The sequence below is a fragment of the Paractinoplanes maris genome, assembly GCF_023544465.1.
In the GTDB taxonomy this organism is placed as follows: domain Bacteria; phylum Actinomycetota; class Actinomycetes; order Mycobacteriales; family Micromonosporaceae; genus Actinoplanes; species Actinoplanes maris.
This window is the reverse complement of record NZ_JALPVL010000007.1, coordinates 205,558-222,796: the sequence shown is the minus strand read 5'-3', so window position 1 is coordinate 222,796 and position 17,239 is coordinate 205,558. Positions and strand designations below refer to the sequence as shown.

At 69.0% G+C, this 17,239-nt stretch carries 14 protein-coding genes and 1 pseudogene; 7 read left to right on the top strand and 8 right to left on the bottom strand.

Annotation, left to right across the window (positions count from 1 at the left end; all coding sequences use genetic code 11):
• The first annotated feature begins 13 nt into the window (after positions 1-13).
• The 3 genes and pseudogenes from NAG42_RS21640 (at position 14) to NAG42_RS21630 (ending at position 6,026) form a co-directional block, all read left to right on the top strand.
• The gene (locus NAG42_RS21640) at positions 14-1,231 is read left to right on the top strand and encodes a glycoside hydrolase family 1 protein (RefSeq protein ID WP_250032456.1); all 1,218 of its coding nucleotides are present in this window, start codon (positions 14-16) and stop codon (positions 1,229-1,231) included.
• On the top strand, positions 1,231-4,362 hold the full coding sequence (locus NAG42_RS21635) for an alpha-L-rhamnosidase (protein ID WP_250032455.1): 3,132 nt from the start codon (positions 1,231-1,233) through the stop codon (positions 4,360-4,362). The genes NAG42_RS21640 and NAG42_RS21635 overlap by 1 nt, the downstream gene beginning before the upstream one ends.
• 56 nt (positions 4,363-4,418) lie before the next feature.
• Positions 4,419-6,026: pseudogene (locus NAG42_RS21630) on the top strand (carboxylesterase/lipase family protein).
• A gap of 12 nt (positions 6,027-6,038) precedes the next feature.
• On the opposite strand, the gene NAG42_RS21625 reads toward NAG42_RS21630, so the two are convergent.
• A complete protein-coding gene (locus tag NAG42_RS21625; protein ID WP_250032453.1) occupies positions 6,039-7,628 on the bottom strand; it encodes a methyl-accepting chemotaxis protein in 1,590 nt (529 codons plus the stop codon).
• A gap of 197 nt (positions 7,629-7,825) precedes the next feature.
• On the opposite strand from NAG42_RS21625, the gene NAG42_RS44970 reads away from it, so the two are divergent.
• Entirely contained in the window at positions 7,826-9,343 is a 1,518-nt protein-coding gene (locus NAG42_RS44970) for a diguanylate cyclase domain-containing protein (protein ID WP_250032451.1), read from the top strand.
• On the opposite strand, the gene NAG42_RS21615 is transcribed toward NAG42_RS44970, so the two are convergent.
• Both NAG42_RS21615 and NAG42_RS21610 read right to left on the bottom strand, forming a co-directional pair.
• Entirely contained in the window at positions 9,340-10,302 is a 963-nt protein-coding gene (locus tag NAG42_RS21615; protein ID WP_250032450.1) for an AraC-like ligand-binding domain-containing protein, read from the bottom strand. The genes NAG42_RS44970 and NAG42_RS21615 overlap by 4 nt on opposite strands.
• 121 nt (positions 10,303-10,423) lie before the next feature.
• A complete protein-coding gene (locus NAG42_RS21610; protein WP_250032449.1) occupies positions 10,424-10,756 on the bottom strand; it encodes a nuclear transport factor 2 family protein in 333 nt (110 codons plus the stop codon).
• A 67-nt stretch (positions 10,757-10,823) separates the two neighbouring features.
• On the opposite strand from NAG42_RS21610, the gene NAG42_RS21605 reads away from it, so the two are divergent.
• From NAG42_RS21605 to NAG42_RS44960, 3 genes are all read left to right on the top strand, one after another.
• A complete protein-coding gene (locus NAG42_RS21605) occupies positions 10,824-11,828 on the top strand; it encodes a magnesium and cobalt transport protein CorA (RefSeq protein WP_250032448.1) in 1,005 nt (334 codons plus the stop codon).
• Positions 11,829-11,964: 136 nt separating this feature from the next.
• A complete protein-coding gene (locus NAG42_RS44965; RefSeq protein WP_308201168.1) occupies positions 11,965-12,477 on the top strand; it encodes an epoxide hydrolase N-terminal domain-containing protein in 513 nt (170 codons plus the stop codon).
• Complete coding sequence (locus NAG42_RS44960) at positions 12,396-13,205, top strand: alpha/beta fold hydrolase (protein WP_369077106.1); 810 nt, start codon at positions 12,396-12,398, stop codon at positions 13,203-13,205. The genes NAG42_RS44965 and NAG42_RS44960 overlap by 82 nt, the downstream gene beginning before the upstream one ends.
• 79 nt (positions 13,206-13,284) lie before the next feature.
• Here NAG42_RS44960 and NAG42_RS21595 read toward each other — a convergent pair whose 3' ends face one another.
• The 5 genes from NAG42_RS21595 to NAG42_RS21575 form a co-directional block, all read right to left on the bottom strand.
• Positions 13,285-14,871 carry an acyl-CoA dehydrogenase family protein gene (locus NAG42_RS21595; RefSeq protein WP_250032447.1) on the bottom strand — a complete coding sequence of 529 codons (1,587 nt, stop codon included), beginning with the start codon at positions 14,869-14,871 and terminating at the stop codon, positions 13,285-13,287.
• Positions 14,872-15,288: 417 nt separating this feature from the next.
• Positions 15,289-15,855: a GAF domain-containing protein gene (locus NAG42_RS21590; protein ID WP_250032446.1), complete on the bottom strand. Its 567-nt coding sequence runs from the start codon at positions 15,853-15,855 to the stop codon at positions 15,289-15,291.
• Complete coding sequence (locus tag NAG42_RS21585; RefSeq protein ID WP_250032444.1) at positions 15,852-16,427, bottom strand: GTP-binding protein; 576 nt, start codon at positions 16,425-16,427, stop codon at positions 15,852-15,854. Before NAG42_RS21585 ends, NAG42_RS21590 begins: the two co-directional genes overlap by 4 nt.
• Positions 16,405-16,779 (bottom strand): DUF742 domain-containing protein, encoded by a 375-nt coding sequence (locus tag NAG42_RS21580; RefSeq protein ID WP_250032443.1) that lies wholly within the window; start codon positions 16,777-16,779, stop codon positions 16,405-16,407. The genes NAG42_RS21585 and NAG42_RS21580 overlap by 23 nt, the downstream gene beginning before the upstream one ends.
• Positions 16,776-17,210: a roadblock/LC7 domain-containing protein gene (locus NAG42_RS21575; RefSeq protein ID WP_250032442.1), complete on the bottom strand. Its 435-nt coding sequence runs from the start codon at positions 17,208-17,210 to the stop codon at positions 16,776-16,778. Before NAG42_RS21575 ends, NAG42_RS21580 begins: the two co-directional genes overlap by 4 nt.
• Between the last annotated feature and the right edge of the window lie 29 nt (positions 17,211-17,239).

Here is a 17,239-nt window from a genome sequence, read left to right as displayed (position 1 = left end):
CGGGAGAGAATCCATGACTGACTTCCCCGATGACTTCTTCTGGGGCAGCGCCACCGCGGCGCACCAGGTCGAAGGCGGCAACACCAACAACGACTGGTGGGACTTCGAACACGACCCGGCCAGTGCGGCCGTCGAGTCCTCCGGCGACGGCATCGACCACTTCCACCGCTACCTCGAGGACTTCCAGCTCCTGGCCTCGCTCGGCCACAACGCGCACCGCCTGTCGCTGGAATGGTCGCGCATCGAACCGGCGCCCGGCGAGTTCAGCCGGGCCGCCATCGCCCACTACCGCCGGGTCCTCACCGCGTTGCGCGACGAAGGGCTGACCGCTTTCGTGACGCTGCACCACTTCACGCTGCCGCGGTGGTTCGCCGCCCGCGGCGGCTGGCTCGCCCCGGACGCCGGCGCCATCTTCGCCCGCTACAGCGGCCGGGTCGCCGCTGAGCTGGGCGATCTGATGCCGTACGTCGGCACCATCAACGAACCGCAGATGATCGCCCTGCACGGCTACCTCGAGGGCTACCACCCACCCGGGATCGCCAACCCCGTCCTCTGGAAACGCGCCGGTGCGGCGCTGCTCGACGCTCACTTCGACTGTGTGCGGGCCGTCCGCAAGGAAGCCGACAGCCGCACCGGTCTGGCCCTGCAGTTGCCGCTGCTCGCCCCCGCCCGGGACGACGACGCCTGCCACACGCTCCACCAGCTGATGCAGTACGAGATCGTCGACCGCTATCTCGACGGACTCACCGGGCCCGACCGTGGCGACTGGCTCGGCGTGCAGTACTACCGCAAACAATGGGTTGACCCGGCCTCACCGACCTGGTTCGGCCGGCCGCCCGCCGGCACGCCGACCACGCAGATGGGCTGGGCCGTCCACCCCGACGGCCTGCGGCAGATGCTGCACGCCGCGGCCCGCACCAGCCTCCCGTTGTATGTCACCGAGAACGGCATCGCCACCACCGACGACACCGAACGTGTCGACTACCTGCACACCCATCTCGCCGCGGTCGGGCAGGCCCGGGCCGAAGGGGTCGACGTGCGCGGCTACCTGCACTGGTCGGCCTTCGACAACTTCGAGTGGAGCGAAGGCTACCGGCCGAAATTCGGGCTGATCGCCGTCGACCGCGACAACTTCACCCGCACTCCCAAGCCCAGCGCCCACGCCTTCGCCCGGGTAGCCGGCACCGGTCGCCTCGATCTGTTCGTCCCCACCGACAGAGAAGGAATCTGATGGCCCCGATCAGAAGACCCCTGACCCTCCTGACGACAGCGTTACTGCTCACCCTCGGAGCCGCCGTGCCGGCCGACGCCCATTCCGGATCCGCCGGCGGCGTCCGCGTCGACCGGCTCAGCGTCGACGGCCGCTACGACTCACCGCTCGGCCTCGACAACGTCCGTCCCACCCTGGCCTGGCAGATGACCCAGACCGGCGACTGCCGGCAGCGCGTCTGCGCCGCCGACCGCCAGACCGCGTACGAGATCCAGGCCGCCCCGACCGTCGCCGACCTGCACACCGGGCGCCTTCTCTGGCGTACCGGAAAGGTCTCCGGCGACAGCCAGCAGGTTCGTTTCGGGCGCGATTTGGGTTCGCGCGACACCGTCGCCTGGCGCGTGCGGGTGTGGGACGCCCACCGCAAGCAGTCCGCCTGGTCCACACCGTCCACGTGGACCACGGGACTGCTCGACCCGGCCGACTGGGGCACGGCCCGTTGGATCGACTACCCCGACCGGGCCGAGAACCAGCCGATGCCGATCTTCGCCCGCCAGTTCGCGGTGCCGAAGCACAAGAGGGTCGCCGACGCCCGGCTCTACCTTTCCGGCGTGGGGCTGCACCACGCCACGGTCAACGGCCGGGAGATCACCGACGAGGTCCTCGCCCCGGGCAACTCCAATTACCAGCTCTCCAGCGAATACCGCACCTACAACCTCACGTCCGCGCTGCGCTCCGGCGCCAACGCGGTCGGCGTCGAGCTGGGCAACGGCCCGGCCTACGTACGCCGCAGTGTCACTAACCCGGCCGTCGGGCGCACCGCCCCCTACTCGTGGTGGCAGAGCCAGCTCAAGGGTGACGGCACCCTGACCGCCGACGCTGCCGCCGGCAGCACGACCGTGGAGCTCAGCTCGGTCACCGGCTATCACGTCGGCGGGACGGTCAATGTCGACACCGGGGGAGGGGGCGACCGGCTCGAATCGCGGACCATCACCGCGATCGGCGCCACGAGCCTCAGCTTCACACCCGCGCTCGCCGGGAACCATGCCACCGGCGCGAAGGTGACCGGCTCCGGCAACAACATCGCCGCCAGCGACGCCTCGGCCGGCGCGGCCGTCACCCCGCGGTTCATCGGCCGCCTGGAGATCCGCTACCGCGACGGCAGCAGCGAGACGATTGTGACCGACCGGTCCTGGCGGACGGCGCTGGGCCCGCTGGTGACCGACGCCTGGTACTCCGGCTCCGACTACGACGCCCGCCGCGAGCAGCCCGGCTGGAACACCCCCGGCGCCGATCTCGGCGCCACCGCGAAGCGCCGCGACGGCAGCGCGACCGGCTGGATCGCCGCCGGGTTCGCGCCGCCGCCCAACCTGGCCACCAAGCTGGTGGCCCGGACCGCCGAGCCGGTCACCGTGCAGGAGGAGTTCCAGCCGGTCGCGGTCACCAACCCGGCCTCGGGCACGTGGGTGTTCGACTTCGGCCAGAACATCGTCGGCTGGCCCCGCCTGGACGCGCGGCGCCTGCCCGCCGGCACGACCGTGAAGATGGCCCCGGCCGAGTCGCTCAAGCCCGACGGCACGGTCGACCAGGCGTCCCTGATGGGCGGCGGTGGCTCGCGCGGCGTCGACCTGTTCAACACCTACACCACCGCCGGCGGCCGCAACGAGAAGTGGCATCCGAACTTCAACTACTTCGGCATGCAGTGGGTCCAAATCACCGGTCTGCCTTCGGGTTACACGCCGGACAAGGATCTGATCACCGGCGTACGCCTGCAGGCGGACACTCCCGTGGCGGGCACCTTCTCGTCGTCGAACGCCCGCGTCAACCGCGTGCACACCATGTCCCGGTACTCGTTCGCCTCGAACATCATGAGCGTGTTCACCGATTGCCCCGGGCGCGAGAAGCTGTCCTACCCGGCCGACTACACGATGCCGATGGGCGCGATCCACCGCGACTTCCAGCTCAACGCGTTCCTGCGCACGACCATGCGGCACCTCGTCGAGGCGCAGTCCACAGCAGACACGCCGATGGCGGGCAACGTCGCGCTCAAGGCGCCGGTCTACGACTGGGGTTACAGCGGCCGTTTCGGTGACGAGATCAACTGGGGCAACGCGATCGTGCTCGTCCCGGCGATCCTGCACCAGCTCTACGGCGACACCGCCACGATGAGCGCCTCCTACGACCGCCTGGTCCGCTTCGTCGACTACATCCAGCGGCAGAAGGTCGTCGACGGCTACTACGTCGACGCGGCCCTGGCCGACTGGGTTTCCGCCGAACCGGTCTCCGGCCGCATCACCGGCACCTGGGGCTACTACCTGACGATCCAGTCGATGGCCCGGATCGCTTCGCTCACCGGTCACCGGGCCGACGCCGCGCGCTACGCGGCACTGGCCGAGCAGATCAAGGCGGCCTTCAACCGGGCCTTCTTCGATGAGGCACAGGGCCGTTACGCCGGACCCGAGGGACCGACCCAGACGGCGCAGGGGCTCGCCCTCGACGCGGGCCTGGTGCCGGCGGACAGCCGGGGCAAGGTCCTCGACACGCTGGTCGAGCTCATCGGCAACTTCCACCCGAACGGGACCGGACCGCACCTCAGCGGCGGCACCATCGGCATGGGCCCGATCGTGCGGGCGTTGATGAACGGCGACCGTGACGACGTGCTGTGGGAAGTGCTGCAGCAGAACGACCAGCCCAGCTACGGCTACTTCCTGGAGTCGACGCCGGCCAACCCGGGCGGCATGACCACCATCGGCGAGCGCTGGAACCGCGGCGACTCCAAGAACCACATGATCCTGGCCCAGATCGAGGAATGGTTCCACGCCGGCCTCGCCGGGATCCAGGCGGCTCCCGGATCGACGGCGTACGACCGGCTCGTCTTCAAGCCGAAACCGGTGGGCGACCTGACGACGGCGAGCGGCTCCTACCAGACCCCGGCCGGCTGGGCCCGCTCGTCCTGGACCAAGAAGGACGGCCGGTTCGCGCTCTCGGTCACCGTCCCCGCCAACACCCCGGCCGAAGTATGGGTGCCGGCCACGGACAAGCGCACCGTCGCCGCCTCCCACCGAGCGACGTTCCAGCGCATCGACGGCGCCTACGCCGTGTATGCCGTGGCGTCCGGCTCGCACACGTTCACGGTGCGCGCCGGCTCCTGACACCATCCGCCGCCCGGAGCCACGTGCTCCGGGCGGCTGACCACGGAGGTCTGACCATGAGTTCCCCCATGACCCGGCGGACGATGATCGGCGGTTCGCTGTCCGCGGTCGCCGCGATGAGCCTGCCGATCCCGGCCCAGGCGCACAGCAACCACCGAACTGACGAGGCGGCCACCCGGTACGGCAAAGTCCGCGGCAAGCGCGAGGACGGCATCTTCAAGTTCCTCGGCGTTCCCTATGCCACGCCGCCGCTGGGCCGGCTGCGTTTCCAGGCCCCCAAACCACCCGTACGGTGGTCCGGCGTCCGCGACGCCGTCGACTTCCCCAACCCGGCGTATCAAGCCGTCGGCGGCGAGATGGGCCCCACCGGCAACGGCCGCATGCCCGCACCCTCCGAGGACTGCCTCTACCTCAACATCTGGACCCCGGCCGCCGACCGCAAGCGCCGGCCGGTGATGTTCTACAACCACGGCGGCGGTTACATGATCGGGTCCGGCTCGGCCACCGGGCAGGACGGCACGCGGCTGGCCCAGCTCCACGACGTGGTGGTGGTCGAGTCCAACCACCGGCTCGGCCTGCTGGGCTACCTGTTCCTCGGCGACCTGGCCGACGGCGACTACGCCGCCAACCAGGGGATGCTCGACATCCTCGCCGCGCTGCGCTGGACGAGCGAGAACATCGGCAACTTCGGCGGCGACCCGGACAACATCATGGTCTGGGGTGAGAGCGGCGGCGGAGCCAAGACAGCCGCCGTCTACACGATGCCGAAAGCCGCACGGTTGTTCCACAAGGCGTCCATCGAAAGCGCCGCGCCGCTGCGTTTCCCCACCCGCGACGGTGCCACTGACCGCGCTTCGCGCACGCTCGCCCTGCTGGGGATGACCGCCGCGGACATTCCCCGGCTGCGCGAGATCCCGGCCGCCCGGCTGCTCTAGATCCAACTGTCCGAAGCCCCCAACGGGGTCGCGCCCTGGGGCGACCCGCCCGCACTGCCCGGCTTCGGGGCCTTCGTCGACGGCCACATCATTCCGCGCCACCCCTTCGCCGACGGTGCCGCGCCGTTCTCGGCCGGCAAGCCGCTGATGGTCGGCACCTGCCGCGACGAGACGGTGTTCTTCAGCCTCTTCGGACCGCCGGACATCTTCGGCGTCGACGAGGCCGGTCTGCGTACGCGGTTGAGCGGCACCTATCAGGGAGCCGAGCTCGACCGGATCATCGCGACCTTCCGGCGGTCGCGGCCGGGCGCGACACCGGCGCAGGTCTACTTCGCGATCACCACGTCGCCCATCTGGCGCGACGCCATCAAAATCGCGGAAGCCAAAGCGGCGCAGCGGGCCGCGCCCGTGTTCATGTACCAGCTCGCCTACCCGGACCCGACGCTCGTGCCCGGCACGACCTTCCCGCTCGGCTCCCCGCACGCCTCCGACATCCCTCTCAAGTTCGCCAACACCCCCAGCGACGCCCGGCCGGGCCAGCGGGCCGCCGCGCGGCACATGAGCGCACTGTGGGCGGGCTTCGCCCACCACGGCCGTCCCACGGCGCGGGACGTGCCGCGCTGGCCCGCCTACACCCCGAAGGATCGGGCCACGATGTGGATCGACGCCGACTGCCGGATCGTCAAGGACCCCGACCGGAGTGAGAGGCTCTTCTGGACCAACCGCTGAGGTCCTTCGGCGTCACGCCGTCGCGGTGGTGGCCTCGACGCGGAAGCGGGCCACCACGTCGTTGAGGTCGGCGGCCAGCTGGCGCAGTTCGACCGCCGCCTCGCGGGTCGCGGTGGCGCCGCCCGCGGTCTGATCCGCGGTCGCTGCCACCTGCTCGATCGACTGGTTGATCGCGTCCGCGGCGTGGGCGGCGTCGCCGAAGAGCCGGCTCAGCTCGTTGGTCGTGGCGGTCTGCTCCTCGACCGCGCCGGCGATGGAGGTCTGGTACTGGTTGATGTCGTCGATCACGCCGGCGATCTTGCCGATGGCCTCGATGGCGCGGCCGGTGTCGGCCTGGATGGTCTGGATGCGGTGGCCGATGTCCTCGGTGGCCCGGGCCGTGCTCTGCGCCAGGTCCTTGACCTCGCTGGCCACCACCGCGAAGCCTTTGCCGGACTCGCCGGCCCGGGCTGCCTCGATCGTCGCGTTCAGCGCCAGCAGGTTGGTCTGCTCGGCGATCGAGGTGATCAGCTTGATCACGTTGCCGATCTCGTCCGTGGAGGTGGACAGCTTCGACATGGCCGCCGTGGTCTCCTGAGCGGTCGACACCGCGCTCTGCGCGATCTGGGCGACCGTCGCCGTGTTGCCCGAGATCTCGCGGATCGCGGCGGTCATCTGCTCGGCACCCTGAGCGGCCTCGCGGACCCGCTCGTTGACCAGGATGCTCGAACCGCCGACCGTGGCGGCCTGGCCGGAGGTCTGCGCGGAGGACGAGCCGACGTCCGAGCTGATCGCGGTGAGCCGCTGGGAGGCGGAACTCAGCGACCGGGCGCCACCGGCAATGGTGAGGATCGCCGATCGGATGTCGCCGACGGCGTTGTTGAGCGCCTCCGACATCTGCCCGATCTCGTCGCGGCCCCGCACCTCGACGTCGACCGTGTAATCCCGCCGGGCGACTCGCCGCAGCGCCTCGACCGCCCCGGTCAACGGCCGGATGATGCTGCGGCCGACCGCGAGTCCGAACGCCGTGATGAGCACGACGCCGGCCGCGACAGTGCTCCCGAAGATCCACCTGACCCGCTCGGTCAGGCTCGCCCGGTATTTCGCGGCCGCTGCGGCCTTGGCGTCCATGGTTTTGGCGGCCTGGGTGAGAGCTTCGGAGAATTTCGTGTACGCGTTGTAGAGGTCGTTGCCGAACTTGTAGATCAGGCCGGCCGGGACGGGCTGGAGCAGCCTCTGCTGCATCGATCTGGCCGAATCGGTGAACGATGACCATGAGCCGGCCAGCGGGTCCACCGTGGCCGCGTCCGCCTTGTCGAGGGGCTTCGCACGCAGCGCGGCCACGATACTGTCGCCGGCCGCCATGTAGCCGGCGGCGCCGTCGACGAAGGTTTTGGTCTGGGTCGGGAAGGCGAGGTTCGCGTTGACGAAGCTGTCGACGTTCGCCGCGTTGGTGTTCAGTTTCTCCAGCAACGCCTGGATCTGACGATATCCGTCCTGCGTGGTGGCACTCTGGGCGAGCTTGTCCATGCTGACCAGCGCCGTCGCGCCCAACGCACCGGCGAGCAGAACGCTCAGCAGCACCAGACTGCTGATTTTCCACCGTACAGACCAGTTCCTCACTGTCGCCTCCGGCTTTGTATGCTCCGATCAAGCGATCGGGTCTCACGAACCAGCCATCGGCTCCGCCGCGACGACTGCTGAGTGCCGGCACCAAGGTCACCCGGCCGCGGAAGCAATCTCTTGCGCAAGCGGGATCGGCTTTCGGCATCCGGATACCGGTGTCCTCAGCCGCCGGGCAGGCTGCCGATGACCATGGCGTGAGAGTCGGGACGGCACCGCGGTACGCCCTCGTCGGGCTGGCCGGGCTCGTGCTCCAACTGGCGCTGCCGCACCTGTCGCTGAGGGCGGGCCTGATCGTCTCCAGCGGTCCCATCGCGGTCGCCGGGTGGTGTGCCTGCGACGGGTTCCGGCGGCAGGCGCGGACTCGGCGTGGCCGTCAGCGGGCGGGGCTGATTCTGGGCGCCGTGGCGGCCGCGCTGCTGGGCTCGGCGTACGTTCTCTACACCGTGGGCGCCGTCGTCGGCGACGGCACGGTACTCAGCAACTCCGTGCTCAACATTACGGCCGACGTTCTCGGCATCCTGGCCGCCTCGGTGACGGTGCCGGCGATTCTGGTGGCTGTGCCGCCGTTCGGCCACCGGCTGGCCCGGGCGACGTACGCCATCGACGTCATCACCGTCGCCGGCGCCATCTTCGCCACCGCGTGGCAGTTCGTGCTCGCGCCCACGCTGGTCCGCCTCGCACCCGATGATCGCGCGGTGTTCCTGGTCACCATGCTGCCCGAGATCATCGCGGCCGCCCTCGCCCTCATGCTCATGTCCCGCCCGGGCGCCGGTCAGTACCGATCCATGCGGGTGATGGCGGCCGGCATGGGCACGTTCGCTCTCGCCGCACTCATCAGCGTCCGCAACCACACCCAGGACGTTCCCTGGTACACCGGCGGTCTGGGCGCGGTGTATCTGATCGCCGGTCTCACCATCGCCCTGGGCAGCCGGACCGCCGTTCTGCCCGGCGACACCGCCGCCGCCGAGTCGCCGGCCGGCTCCTGGAGCACGCTGCCCTATTTTCCCGTCGCCGTCGCCCTGGCCTCGGTGGGCGTCGCCTACGGGCGCAGCGGCACCCTCAGCCCCGTTCTGGTCTGGTCCCTGCTGGCCACGGTCGCGCTGGCCATGTTCCGGCAGTTCCTGAATCTTCTGGTGGTCCGGGGCCTGCTGGCCGACCTGCACGAGCAGCGGCGCCGCCTGGACCGGCTGGCCCACCACGACACCTTGACCGGGCTGCCCAACCGCAGTGCCTTCTACGACCGCGCGCGCGAGGCGCTGGCCCGGGCACAGCGGAGCGACAGCACCGCTGTGCTGCTGCTCGACCTGGACGGCTTCAAGCAGGTCAACGACACGCTGGGGCACGCAGCCGGCGACGCCTTGCTCATCGGTGTCGCCGAACGGCTCTCGGCCGCACTGCGTGAGGGGGACACCGTGGCCCGCCTCGGCGGCGACGAGTTCGCCGTCGTCGTCCCCGGCATCGCCGGACCCGACGACGCCGTGGCCGTCGGCCACCGCATCCTCGAGCAGCTGACCGAGCCGATCAGCATCGCCGGCCGTCAGGTACGGGCGTACGGCAGCGTGGGCGTCACGGTCGCGGACGGACCCGGCCATGATCTCGACTGTCTCCTGCACGAAGCGGACCTGGCGCTGTACGCGGCCAAAGCCGCCGGCAAAGGCCTGGTGCGCCGCCACCAGCCGCCCGCGGCCGACACGCTCCCGGCGATCTCCTAGCGTCGCAGCGTCTCGCTGGGATAGACGCCGTACCGATGGTGATAGGCGGCGGCGAACCGGCTCGGGTGGGGGAATCCGGCCTGGTCGGCGATGTCGGCCACCGTGGTCTGCGCCGGGTCCGCTTCGATGAGCAGCTCGTGGGCCAGACCGAGGCGTAGTTCCCGGAGGTACGAGAGTGGCGACATGCCGAGGTAGCGGCGGAAGCTCAGCTGCAGCGATCGTGGGCTGACGCCGGCCACGCGGGCCAGCTCGACGACCGTGTAGGGCCGCGACGGCTCGGCGCGCATGAGTTCGACGACCCTGCGGACCGTGCGGGGTGCGGCCAGAGTCGGCCGGGGCCGGTGCAACGCCTCCCGGTACGGGTGATCCGCGGCCAGCAGCAATCCGGTGATCAGGTCCTCCCGGAGCCGGGCGCCCAGCACGGGATGATGCAGCAGGCCGCCGCTGCGGGCCGACTCGACGGCGACCAGCCGGAGCAGGTTCCGCCAGCTCGCACCGGCCGCGCTGGTCAGGTCCAGGGCGGGCCCGAGCCGGACCGGGCCGGGTACCGGCGCGTCCAGCAGGACGGCCAGGTGGTTCTCCAACGCCTGCTTGTCGATTTTGACGGCCAGCAGCCGGCAGTCGCCGCTCCACCGTTCCAGCGTCGTATCGCCGACCGGCTGGAACACGGCCGCGCTGCTGGTGGTGGCGGTGTGGGCCAGGTTGTTGCCTTGGCGCCAGGTCACGGCGCCGCTCAGGGGCACATCGACGTGATACGCACCCAGGTCGCCGAACTGCATGCGGATATCGGTGCCGAAGCTCAGATCGCCCAGCGTGACCGGGCCGGCCGGCGCGATGCCGAACCGTGCTCGCCAGTCACGCCGGGCGGAGAGCGTGTCGACGAAGTTGGTGTAGAAGTGCCGGGCGATGATCGACCGCGCCTCGTCGAGGTCGCCCGTGCTTTCGGTCAGGAACAGCATGATGACAGCTTGACTGACAGACCGGTGGCCGGGGAGCGATCGCGCCCAGCCGCCCGAACGGGTCGACGCCCGCGGTGTCGAGGCCACCCATCGGCCGGCGGTCCGTCCCTGGCGCCGGGCGTCAGGGCGCGATCTGCAGACTGCTGATGAGCTGGTTCCGCAGCGTGAAGCGGAACATGAGACCGACGGGTTCCCCCGACACGGTACTGACGACGTTGGTGGCCACGACGTATGTGCCGTCGTCGGCCTGCTGCCAGTCCAGAACCTCGACGATGAACTCGTACGCCTGCCCGGCCTTCCGCCGCCAGGCGACGATCTCCGCGCGGCCGTGATACGTTCGGCCGTCGTCGATGAGGGTTGCGTCGTCGCCGAAGCACGTGGGCAGGTCGTCGAGATCGCATCGTTCGACCGAACTGAAGTAACGGCTGAGGATCTCGGGATATGCGCCTTTCATTGCCTGCCTCCTCGTTGTCGGTTCGCCTTGCCACTCCCCGGTGCCCGAAGAGTCAGGGTGTTTCCTGATGACCGTCGATCGCGCGATCTACCGGGACGGGATGCGCACGGCTGAGGAACTCGAGCCGGGAATCCTGGGTGAGGACCACGAGACCGGCGTGGCGTGGGCCTGGGTCGCGCTCGACCGGCCGACCGAGCAGGAGGTCACTACTGTGGCCGACCAGTTCGGCCTCGACTGGGCCGCGGTGGAACGCACTCTTCAGTTGCACCAGCGGCCCCGGCTGGAACGCGATGGCACCACCTTCTTCTGCGTGCTGCGCACGGCCCGCTACGTCGACGAGTCCGAGACGGTCGAGTTCGGCGAGGTCCACGTGTTCCTGGGCTCCGGATTCGTCGTGACTGTCCGCCACGGCGTGACGCCTGACATGGCCACGGTGCGCCAGGCCCTCGATGCCAGGCCCGACCGGTTGCGGCGTGGTCCGGTGGCGGTCCTGCGTGCCGTCCTGGATCAGATCATGGACGACTACGCGCCGGTCGTCGACGGGGTGGAGAACGACATCGACGAGATCGAGGACGAGGTCTTCAACGGCAGTGCCGGTGCGCCCCGGCGGGTGTACCGGCTCTCCCGGGCCGTGATCGCTCTGCACCGCGCGACCAAACCGCTGCCCCGCATGATCGACCGCCTGATCGACGAGTCCATGTTCGACCAGGACGAACGGCAGTATCTGAGGGACGTGCAAGACCGATCCTTGCGGCTGGTCGAGCAGGCCGACGCTTTCCGGCAGCTCCTGCAGAACATTCTGAGTGTCAATCTCACGCTGGAGACGAAGAGTCTGGCCGAGATGTCCAACGCTCTCACCGAGATGTCGAACGATCAGAACGAGGTCGTCAAGAAGATCTCCGCGTGGGCGGCCATCCTGTTCGCTCCCACCTCCATCGGCACGATCTACGGCATGAACTTCCGGACCATGCCGGAACTGACGTGGGAACTGGGTTATCCGTTCGCTGTCGCTCTGATGGTGCTGGTCGGGATCGGCCTGTACGTGGTGTTCAGGAAGCAGAACTGGCTCTGAGCCCGAGACCGGTCCCGGCAGTCCCTTCTTGCTCGAAGGGAGACCCGGGAGCCACACCAGGGACTTGCACGGGTGCGAAGACGGCGCCGCTCCCGTGAGCCTGGGTCGAGAACCCTTCGCTCGCTGAGAGGAAGTCATGACAACCGTCGACAGCGGCACCAAGACCCTTCTCCGGCCCTTCTCCGTCGATGTTCCCGATTCCAAGCTGGCCGATCTTCGCCGACGCGTCAAGGCCACCCAGTGGCCCGAGAAAGAAACGGTCACAGATCACTCACAAGGTGTGCCGCTCGCCGTGATGCGGGAGCTCGCGCGCTACTGGGCCGAGGAGTACGACTGGCGCCGATGCGAGGCAGCCTTGAACGCCTCACCGCAATTCCTCACCGAGATCGACGGCCTGGACATCCACTTCATCCACGCGCGGTCGCGTCACGAGGGCGCACTGCCCCTCCTGATCAACCATGGCTGGCCGGGCTCGATCGTCGAACAACTGAAGCTCATCGACCGGCTGACCGATCCGACGGCCTACGGCGGGACTCCCGCCGACGGTTCCACGTGGTGGTTCCGTCAATGCCCGGATACGGATTCTCCGGCAAGCCGGCCACCACCGGATGGGGTCCGGAGCGGATGGCGAGCGCTTGGGCCGAGCTGATGAGCCGGCTGGGCTACACCCGTTACGTCGCCCAGGGCGGCGACTGGGGTGCGTTCGTCGTCGATCAGATGGGCTTGCAGGCGCCGACGGGACTGCTTGCCGTCCATACGAACATGCCGGCCGTCGTCCCGGCCGATGTCAACGACGCGGCCCAGGCGGGCCACGCGCCGCCGCCCGGTCTCGCCGAGGACGAACGTCGCGCCTACGACCAGCTCCTCCGGACGTTCGGGCAGGTCGAATACGCGCGCTACATGGCTGCCCGGCCGCAGACGTTGTACGGCATCGCGGACTCGCCCGTCGGCCTGGCCGCTTGGCTTCTCGACCACAACGACGCCGACGATCAACCCGCGGCAGCGGTCCTCGAAGCCCTGGATCGCGCCGCCGGGGCCGAGGGTGAACTGACGCGCGACGAGATTCTCGACAACATCACCCTCTACTGGCTGACCAACACCGGGGTTTCCGCGTCCCGGCTCTACTGGGAGTACCGGGGCGGCTTCTTCAACGCCAAGGGCGTCACCATCCCGGTCGCTGTGACCGTCTTTCCCGGTGAGCAGTACGAGGCGCCGCGCAGCTGGACCGAACGCGCCTATCCGAACCTCATCCACTACAACCGTGTCGCCAAGGGTGGGCACTTCGCCGCGTGGGAGCAGCCACAACTGCTGGCCGAAGAACTCCGGGCCGCGTTCCGGTCACTTCGGGCCGGTCAGCGAGGCGAGGGACCGGGCTGAGGCCGGACTGTGGGTGCCGAACCGCAGCAGGGTGGCCGGGGAACGATCGGCGCGGCCGCCCAGCGGGTCCGGCCGCATGTCACCTGAGCAGCGGGTCGGATCGCCACTCCTCGGCAGGCCAACGCCGTTGGTCCACGTCGCCGATGACCTGGGCGTAGCCGGCGACGTGCTGGTCGAACTCCGCCTGGGTGGGCAGGCTTCCGCGGGAACCGAGCTGTGCGCTGCGAAGGCGCCGCTGCAGCTGGTGCTCGGTCCACGAGGCGGTGTATTGATGCATCGCCGAGCGGGTGGCGACTTCGCTGGTCACCATTGTCAGCAGAGTCCAGCACACCAGCTCGCCGACGACGGCGGCGTGGATGTGCTGAGCGGCGACGTCGTCGGGACGATCGGCGCCGATCTCCGCCACCTGGTCGATCAACGTGAGCATCGGTGCGGTCGGATGAGTCTGGTGCACGAGTTTTGTGAACTGGTCAGGATGTCTGACCAACGTGGTGCCGAGGTACACCGTGATCGCCTCGGTGGAGCCTTCGAAGATGCGGAACAACCGGTAGTCGCGGAAATGCTGGCCGACGGTGTTGGTGTCGAGGAAGCCCCGGGCCCCCAGCACCTGCAGGGACGTGTCGATGGCCTTCCAGCCGAGCTCACACCCCAGGATCTTGGCGCAGAAATACCACGCGTCGGGCACGTCCTGTCCCGCGTCCCGCCACGTCGCGATGCGGGAGATCAATGTCTGCACCGCTTGGATCGCGGCCGCGGTCTCGGCCAGCACCTCGCGTATGCGGCCGTTCTCGGCCAGCGAGCCGGTGGCGACCTCGCGGCCCTTCGTGAATCTCTGAGCCAGCTCGAGAGAGCGCATGGCCGCGCCCATCGTCATCGCGGCCAGCACCGCCCGACCGCCCATGAATGCCGCTTTGGCGGTGGCGAGGCCGTTTCCCTCGGCCCCCAGCAGTGCGGACGGGGAAACTCTGAGGTTGTTGAAGGTGAGATCGTACTGGGGCACTGCCCGCAGGCCCAGGGTGAGCATTTCCGGACCGATGGCGAAACCCGGTGTGCGGCTGTCCACCAGGAAGCCGGTGATGCCCAGGTTGCGCCCGCGCTCGTCCCGGAGCCCGGCGAAGATGTTGACGTACCGAGCGTCGCCGCCCAGCGAGATCCACTTCTTGACGCCCTTGATCGTGTACGAGCCGTCCGGATGCCTGGTCGCACTGGTGGTCATGCCCCGGACGTGCGAGCCGATGCCCGGTTCGCTGATCGCGCTGGTGGTCAGGGCCTGTCCCGCGGCCAGGCGGGGCAACACGCAGGCCTTGACCTCGTCGGTCGCGGACAGCAGAATCGGCGCTATTCCGAGCGTATTGTGCACCGCGCAGAAAACGGCGAGGTTGGCATCGATGGCTCCCAATTGAGTGAATAATCGGTTCATGTCGGAGTGGGACAGGTCCTGTCCGCCGAATTCTCGGGGGACCTGCAGGCCGAGCAGGCCGGCTTCGGCGAATTCCGATATCATTGCCGGCGGTAATGAGCGACGCTCGTCCATCAGCCGGGAGTTGAGGAAGTTCTGGGCGTACGTGCGCAGGAATCGCACCATACCCGCTGTCGATGATGATTCCGGCCGATCCTCCGCAGCGCTGGGCGCAGCGTCCTGCTTCATGGCCTTGGTGTCCGTCATTCGCTCCTCCGGGGATTTCGATATTCGCCCGTCGTATGCCGACGATCGGCTGAATACCGCGTACAGGCGCCGGCGCTGACTCGGGAATCGGGGTTCGCCGAGAATGGTGCGGCGCGCAGTAATCCGGTGCGGGCAGCAGGCCTGTCCAGGGGTCCTGGGCCTACGTTTGTCCCTGTCCCGACCGAACTCTACAACGGGGCTCTTGGTTCCTCAACGGGGTCGCGTCGTCACTTGCAGTGATGGCTGCCCGTTGAGGTCCACAGCGGGAGCGAAACGCCGTGGCCGAGCCTGGAAGCATGCCGCTTCTCCAGGGTCGCCAGCCGGATGAGGGGGATTCGACCCTTTACGCGCAGCGTGCTGACCGGCAGGCGCCTGAGCAGAGCTGCCTGGGAGGAGCGGCAGGCCGGACTGATCGCGCTAGTTGCCCTCGCGGGCGTGGAGCTGGGCGATCAGTTCCGAGGCGAGCGCCTTGATCGTCTCGAGTCCCGGCCGTCCCCAGGGCCGCGGTTCGACGTCGACCACGCAGACCGTGCCGAGGGCGACACCGGTCCGGTCGATCAGCGGAGCACCCAGGTAGGACCGGATGCCGATCTCGTCCACCACCGGGTTCCCGGCGAACCGCGGATAGTCGCAGACGTCGTCGAGCACCAGTGCCTTACGCCGGACCACGACGTGCGGGCAGTACCCGTGCTCGCGCGAGAACGTGCGACCGGCCAAGCCGGCGCGGACAGCGGCCGGAATCGAGGTGCCGGAGAACAGACCGCCCAGGTACTGGCGGTCCTCCTGGATGAAGTTCACCATCGCGAGCGGCGCGCTCGTGATGTCACCGACGCGGCGCGCGAATTCGTCGAGTTGCGGATCCGCGTCGTCGCCCAGGCCCAGCTCCCGCAGCCGGCGCAGGCGAGCGGGCACCTCCGGATCGGTGGGGGTGAGCAGTTGGCGTCCGGACGGGTCGTAGATCATGCCGGGGCTCCGTTCGGTCATCGACAGGCTTGCTGGGCGAGGAGGTGTTGCATCAGGCTGATGAGCACGCCGGTGGAGGATCGCTGGTCGCGCGCGTCACAGAGCACGATCGGCGTGTCCGGCTTCAGGTCGAGAGCACTGCGCACGTCGTCCGGCTCGTACCGGCAGGTCGTGTCGAATTCGTTGACCGCGACCAGAAAGCCGATGCCCCGCGACTCGAAGAAATCGACCGCGGGGAAGCAGTCCTCCAACCGCCGGGTGTCGGCCAGCACGACCGCGCCCATCGCGCCGCTGGACAACTCGTCCCACATGAACCAGAAGCGCTCCTGCCCGGGAGTGCCGAACAGATAGAGCACGTGCTCCTTGCTGATCGTGATCCGGCCGAAATCCATCGCGACCGTGGTCGTCGACTTGCCTTCGACACCGGTGAGCCGGTCCGTGCCCACGCTCGCGGTGGTGAGCAGTTCTTCGGTGTGCAGCGGCTCGATCTCGCTGACCGCGCCGACGAACGTCGTCTTGCCCACGCCGAAGCCGCCCGCGATCAGGAGCTTGAGCGCGGACGGGAACCCGTCAGATCCGTCGTTCAAGGGCATCGAGGATGGTCTCCAGTACCGTCAAGTTGGTGGAATCAGCCATCGGGTCGGGGGCGCGGGTTTTCACCACTCCCCAATCCACCAGGTCGGACAGCAGGATTTTGGTGACGACTGCGGGCAGGCTCAGCCGCGCCGCGACCTCGGCGACCGTGGTGAAGCTGCCACAGAGCCCGAGTGCCTGGGCGTGCTCCGGTCCGAGCTGACCCTGCGGCCGGCGGCCGGTGGCGATCACCATCGACAGCAACTCCATCCGGGTGGTCGGCTCGGTCCTGCCGTTGCTCACTGTGTACGGCCGGATGAGGCGTCCCGCGGCGTCGTCGAACCAGTGCTCATCGGTGTCCAGCACGCTCACCGTCCGCGCACGTCCAGGAACTCAGGCTCATGCCGGGCCGGCGTCGACAGGTACGGCCGTACGCTCTTGACCATTTGCGCCATCTCGTAGCCGAGCACGCCCGGGTCGGCCGCCTTTCCGGCGACCACCGCGAGCACCGCCCCGGAGCCGGCCGCCGAGACGAACAACAACGAGTCCTCCAGCTCGGCCACCACCTGCCGGACGCCGTCGCTGCCCCCGAACCGGGTGCCGGCGCTACGAGCCAGCGAGAACAGCCCCGAGGCGACCGCGGCCAAGTGGTCCGCGCCATCGTCGTCGAGCCCGTGGGCGGCCTTGCGCAGCCCGTCGGACGACAGAAGCAGCGCGCTCCTGGTCTCCGGAACGCGGTCGATCAGGCCCGACAACAACCAGACCAGGTCCTGAGACGTACGTGCGGAATCGGTGCGCGACATGAGAGCCGGGCCTTTCTGGAATCGGAACC

Bases quoted from the DNA above. Each gene is read 5' to 3' on its own strand.
- NAG42_RS21635 (WP_250032455.1), top strand. From the start codon at position 1,231: ATGGCCCCGATCAGAAGACCCCTGACCCTCCTGACGACAGCGTTACTG.
- NAG42_RS21615 (WP_250032450.1), bottom strand. From the start codon at position 10,302: ATGCTGTTCCTGACCGAAAGCACGGGCGACCTCGACGAGGCGCGGTCG.
- NAG42_RS21640 (WP_250032456.1), top strand. From the start codon at position 14: ATGACTGACTTCCCCGATGACTTCTTCTGGGGCAGCGCCACCGCGGCG.
- NAG42_RS21590 (WP_250032446.1), bottom strand. From the start codon at position 15,855: ATGACCGAACGGAGCCCCGGCATGATCTACGACCCGTCCGGACGCCAA.
- NAG42_RS21595 (WP_250032447.1), bottom strand. From the start codon at position 14,871: ATGACGGACACCAAGGCCATGAAGCAGGACGCTGCGCCCAGCGCTGCG.
- NAG42_RS21585 (WP_250032444.1), bottom strand. From the start codon at position 16,427: ATGCCCTTGAACGACGGATCTGACGGGTTCCCGTCCGCGCTCAAGCTC.
- NAG42_RS44960 (WP_369077106.1), top strand. From the start codon at position 12,396: ATGCCCGGATACGGATTCTCCGGCAAGCCGGCCACCACCGGATGGGGT.
- NAG42_RS21575 (WP_250032442.1), bottom strand. From the start codon at position 17,210: ATGTCGCGCACCGATTCCGCACGTACGTCTCAGGACCTGGTCTGGTTG.
- NAG42_RS21605 (WP_250032448.1), top strand. From the start codon at position 10,824: ATGACCGTCGATCGCGCGATCTACCGGGACGGGATGCGCACGGCTGAG.
- NAG42_RS21610 (WP_250032449.1), bottom strand. From the start codon at position 10,756: ATGAAAGGCGCATATCCCGAGATCCTCAGCCGTTACTTCAGTTCGGTC.
- NAG42_RS44965 (WP_308201168.1), top strand. From the start codon at position 11,965: ATGACAACCGTCGACAGCGGCACCAAGACCCTTCTCCGGCCCTTCTCC.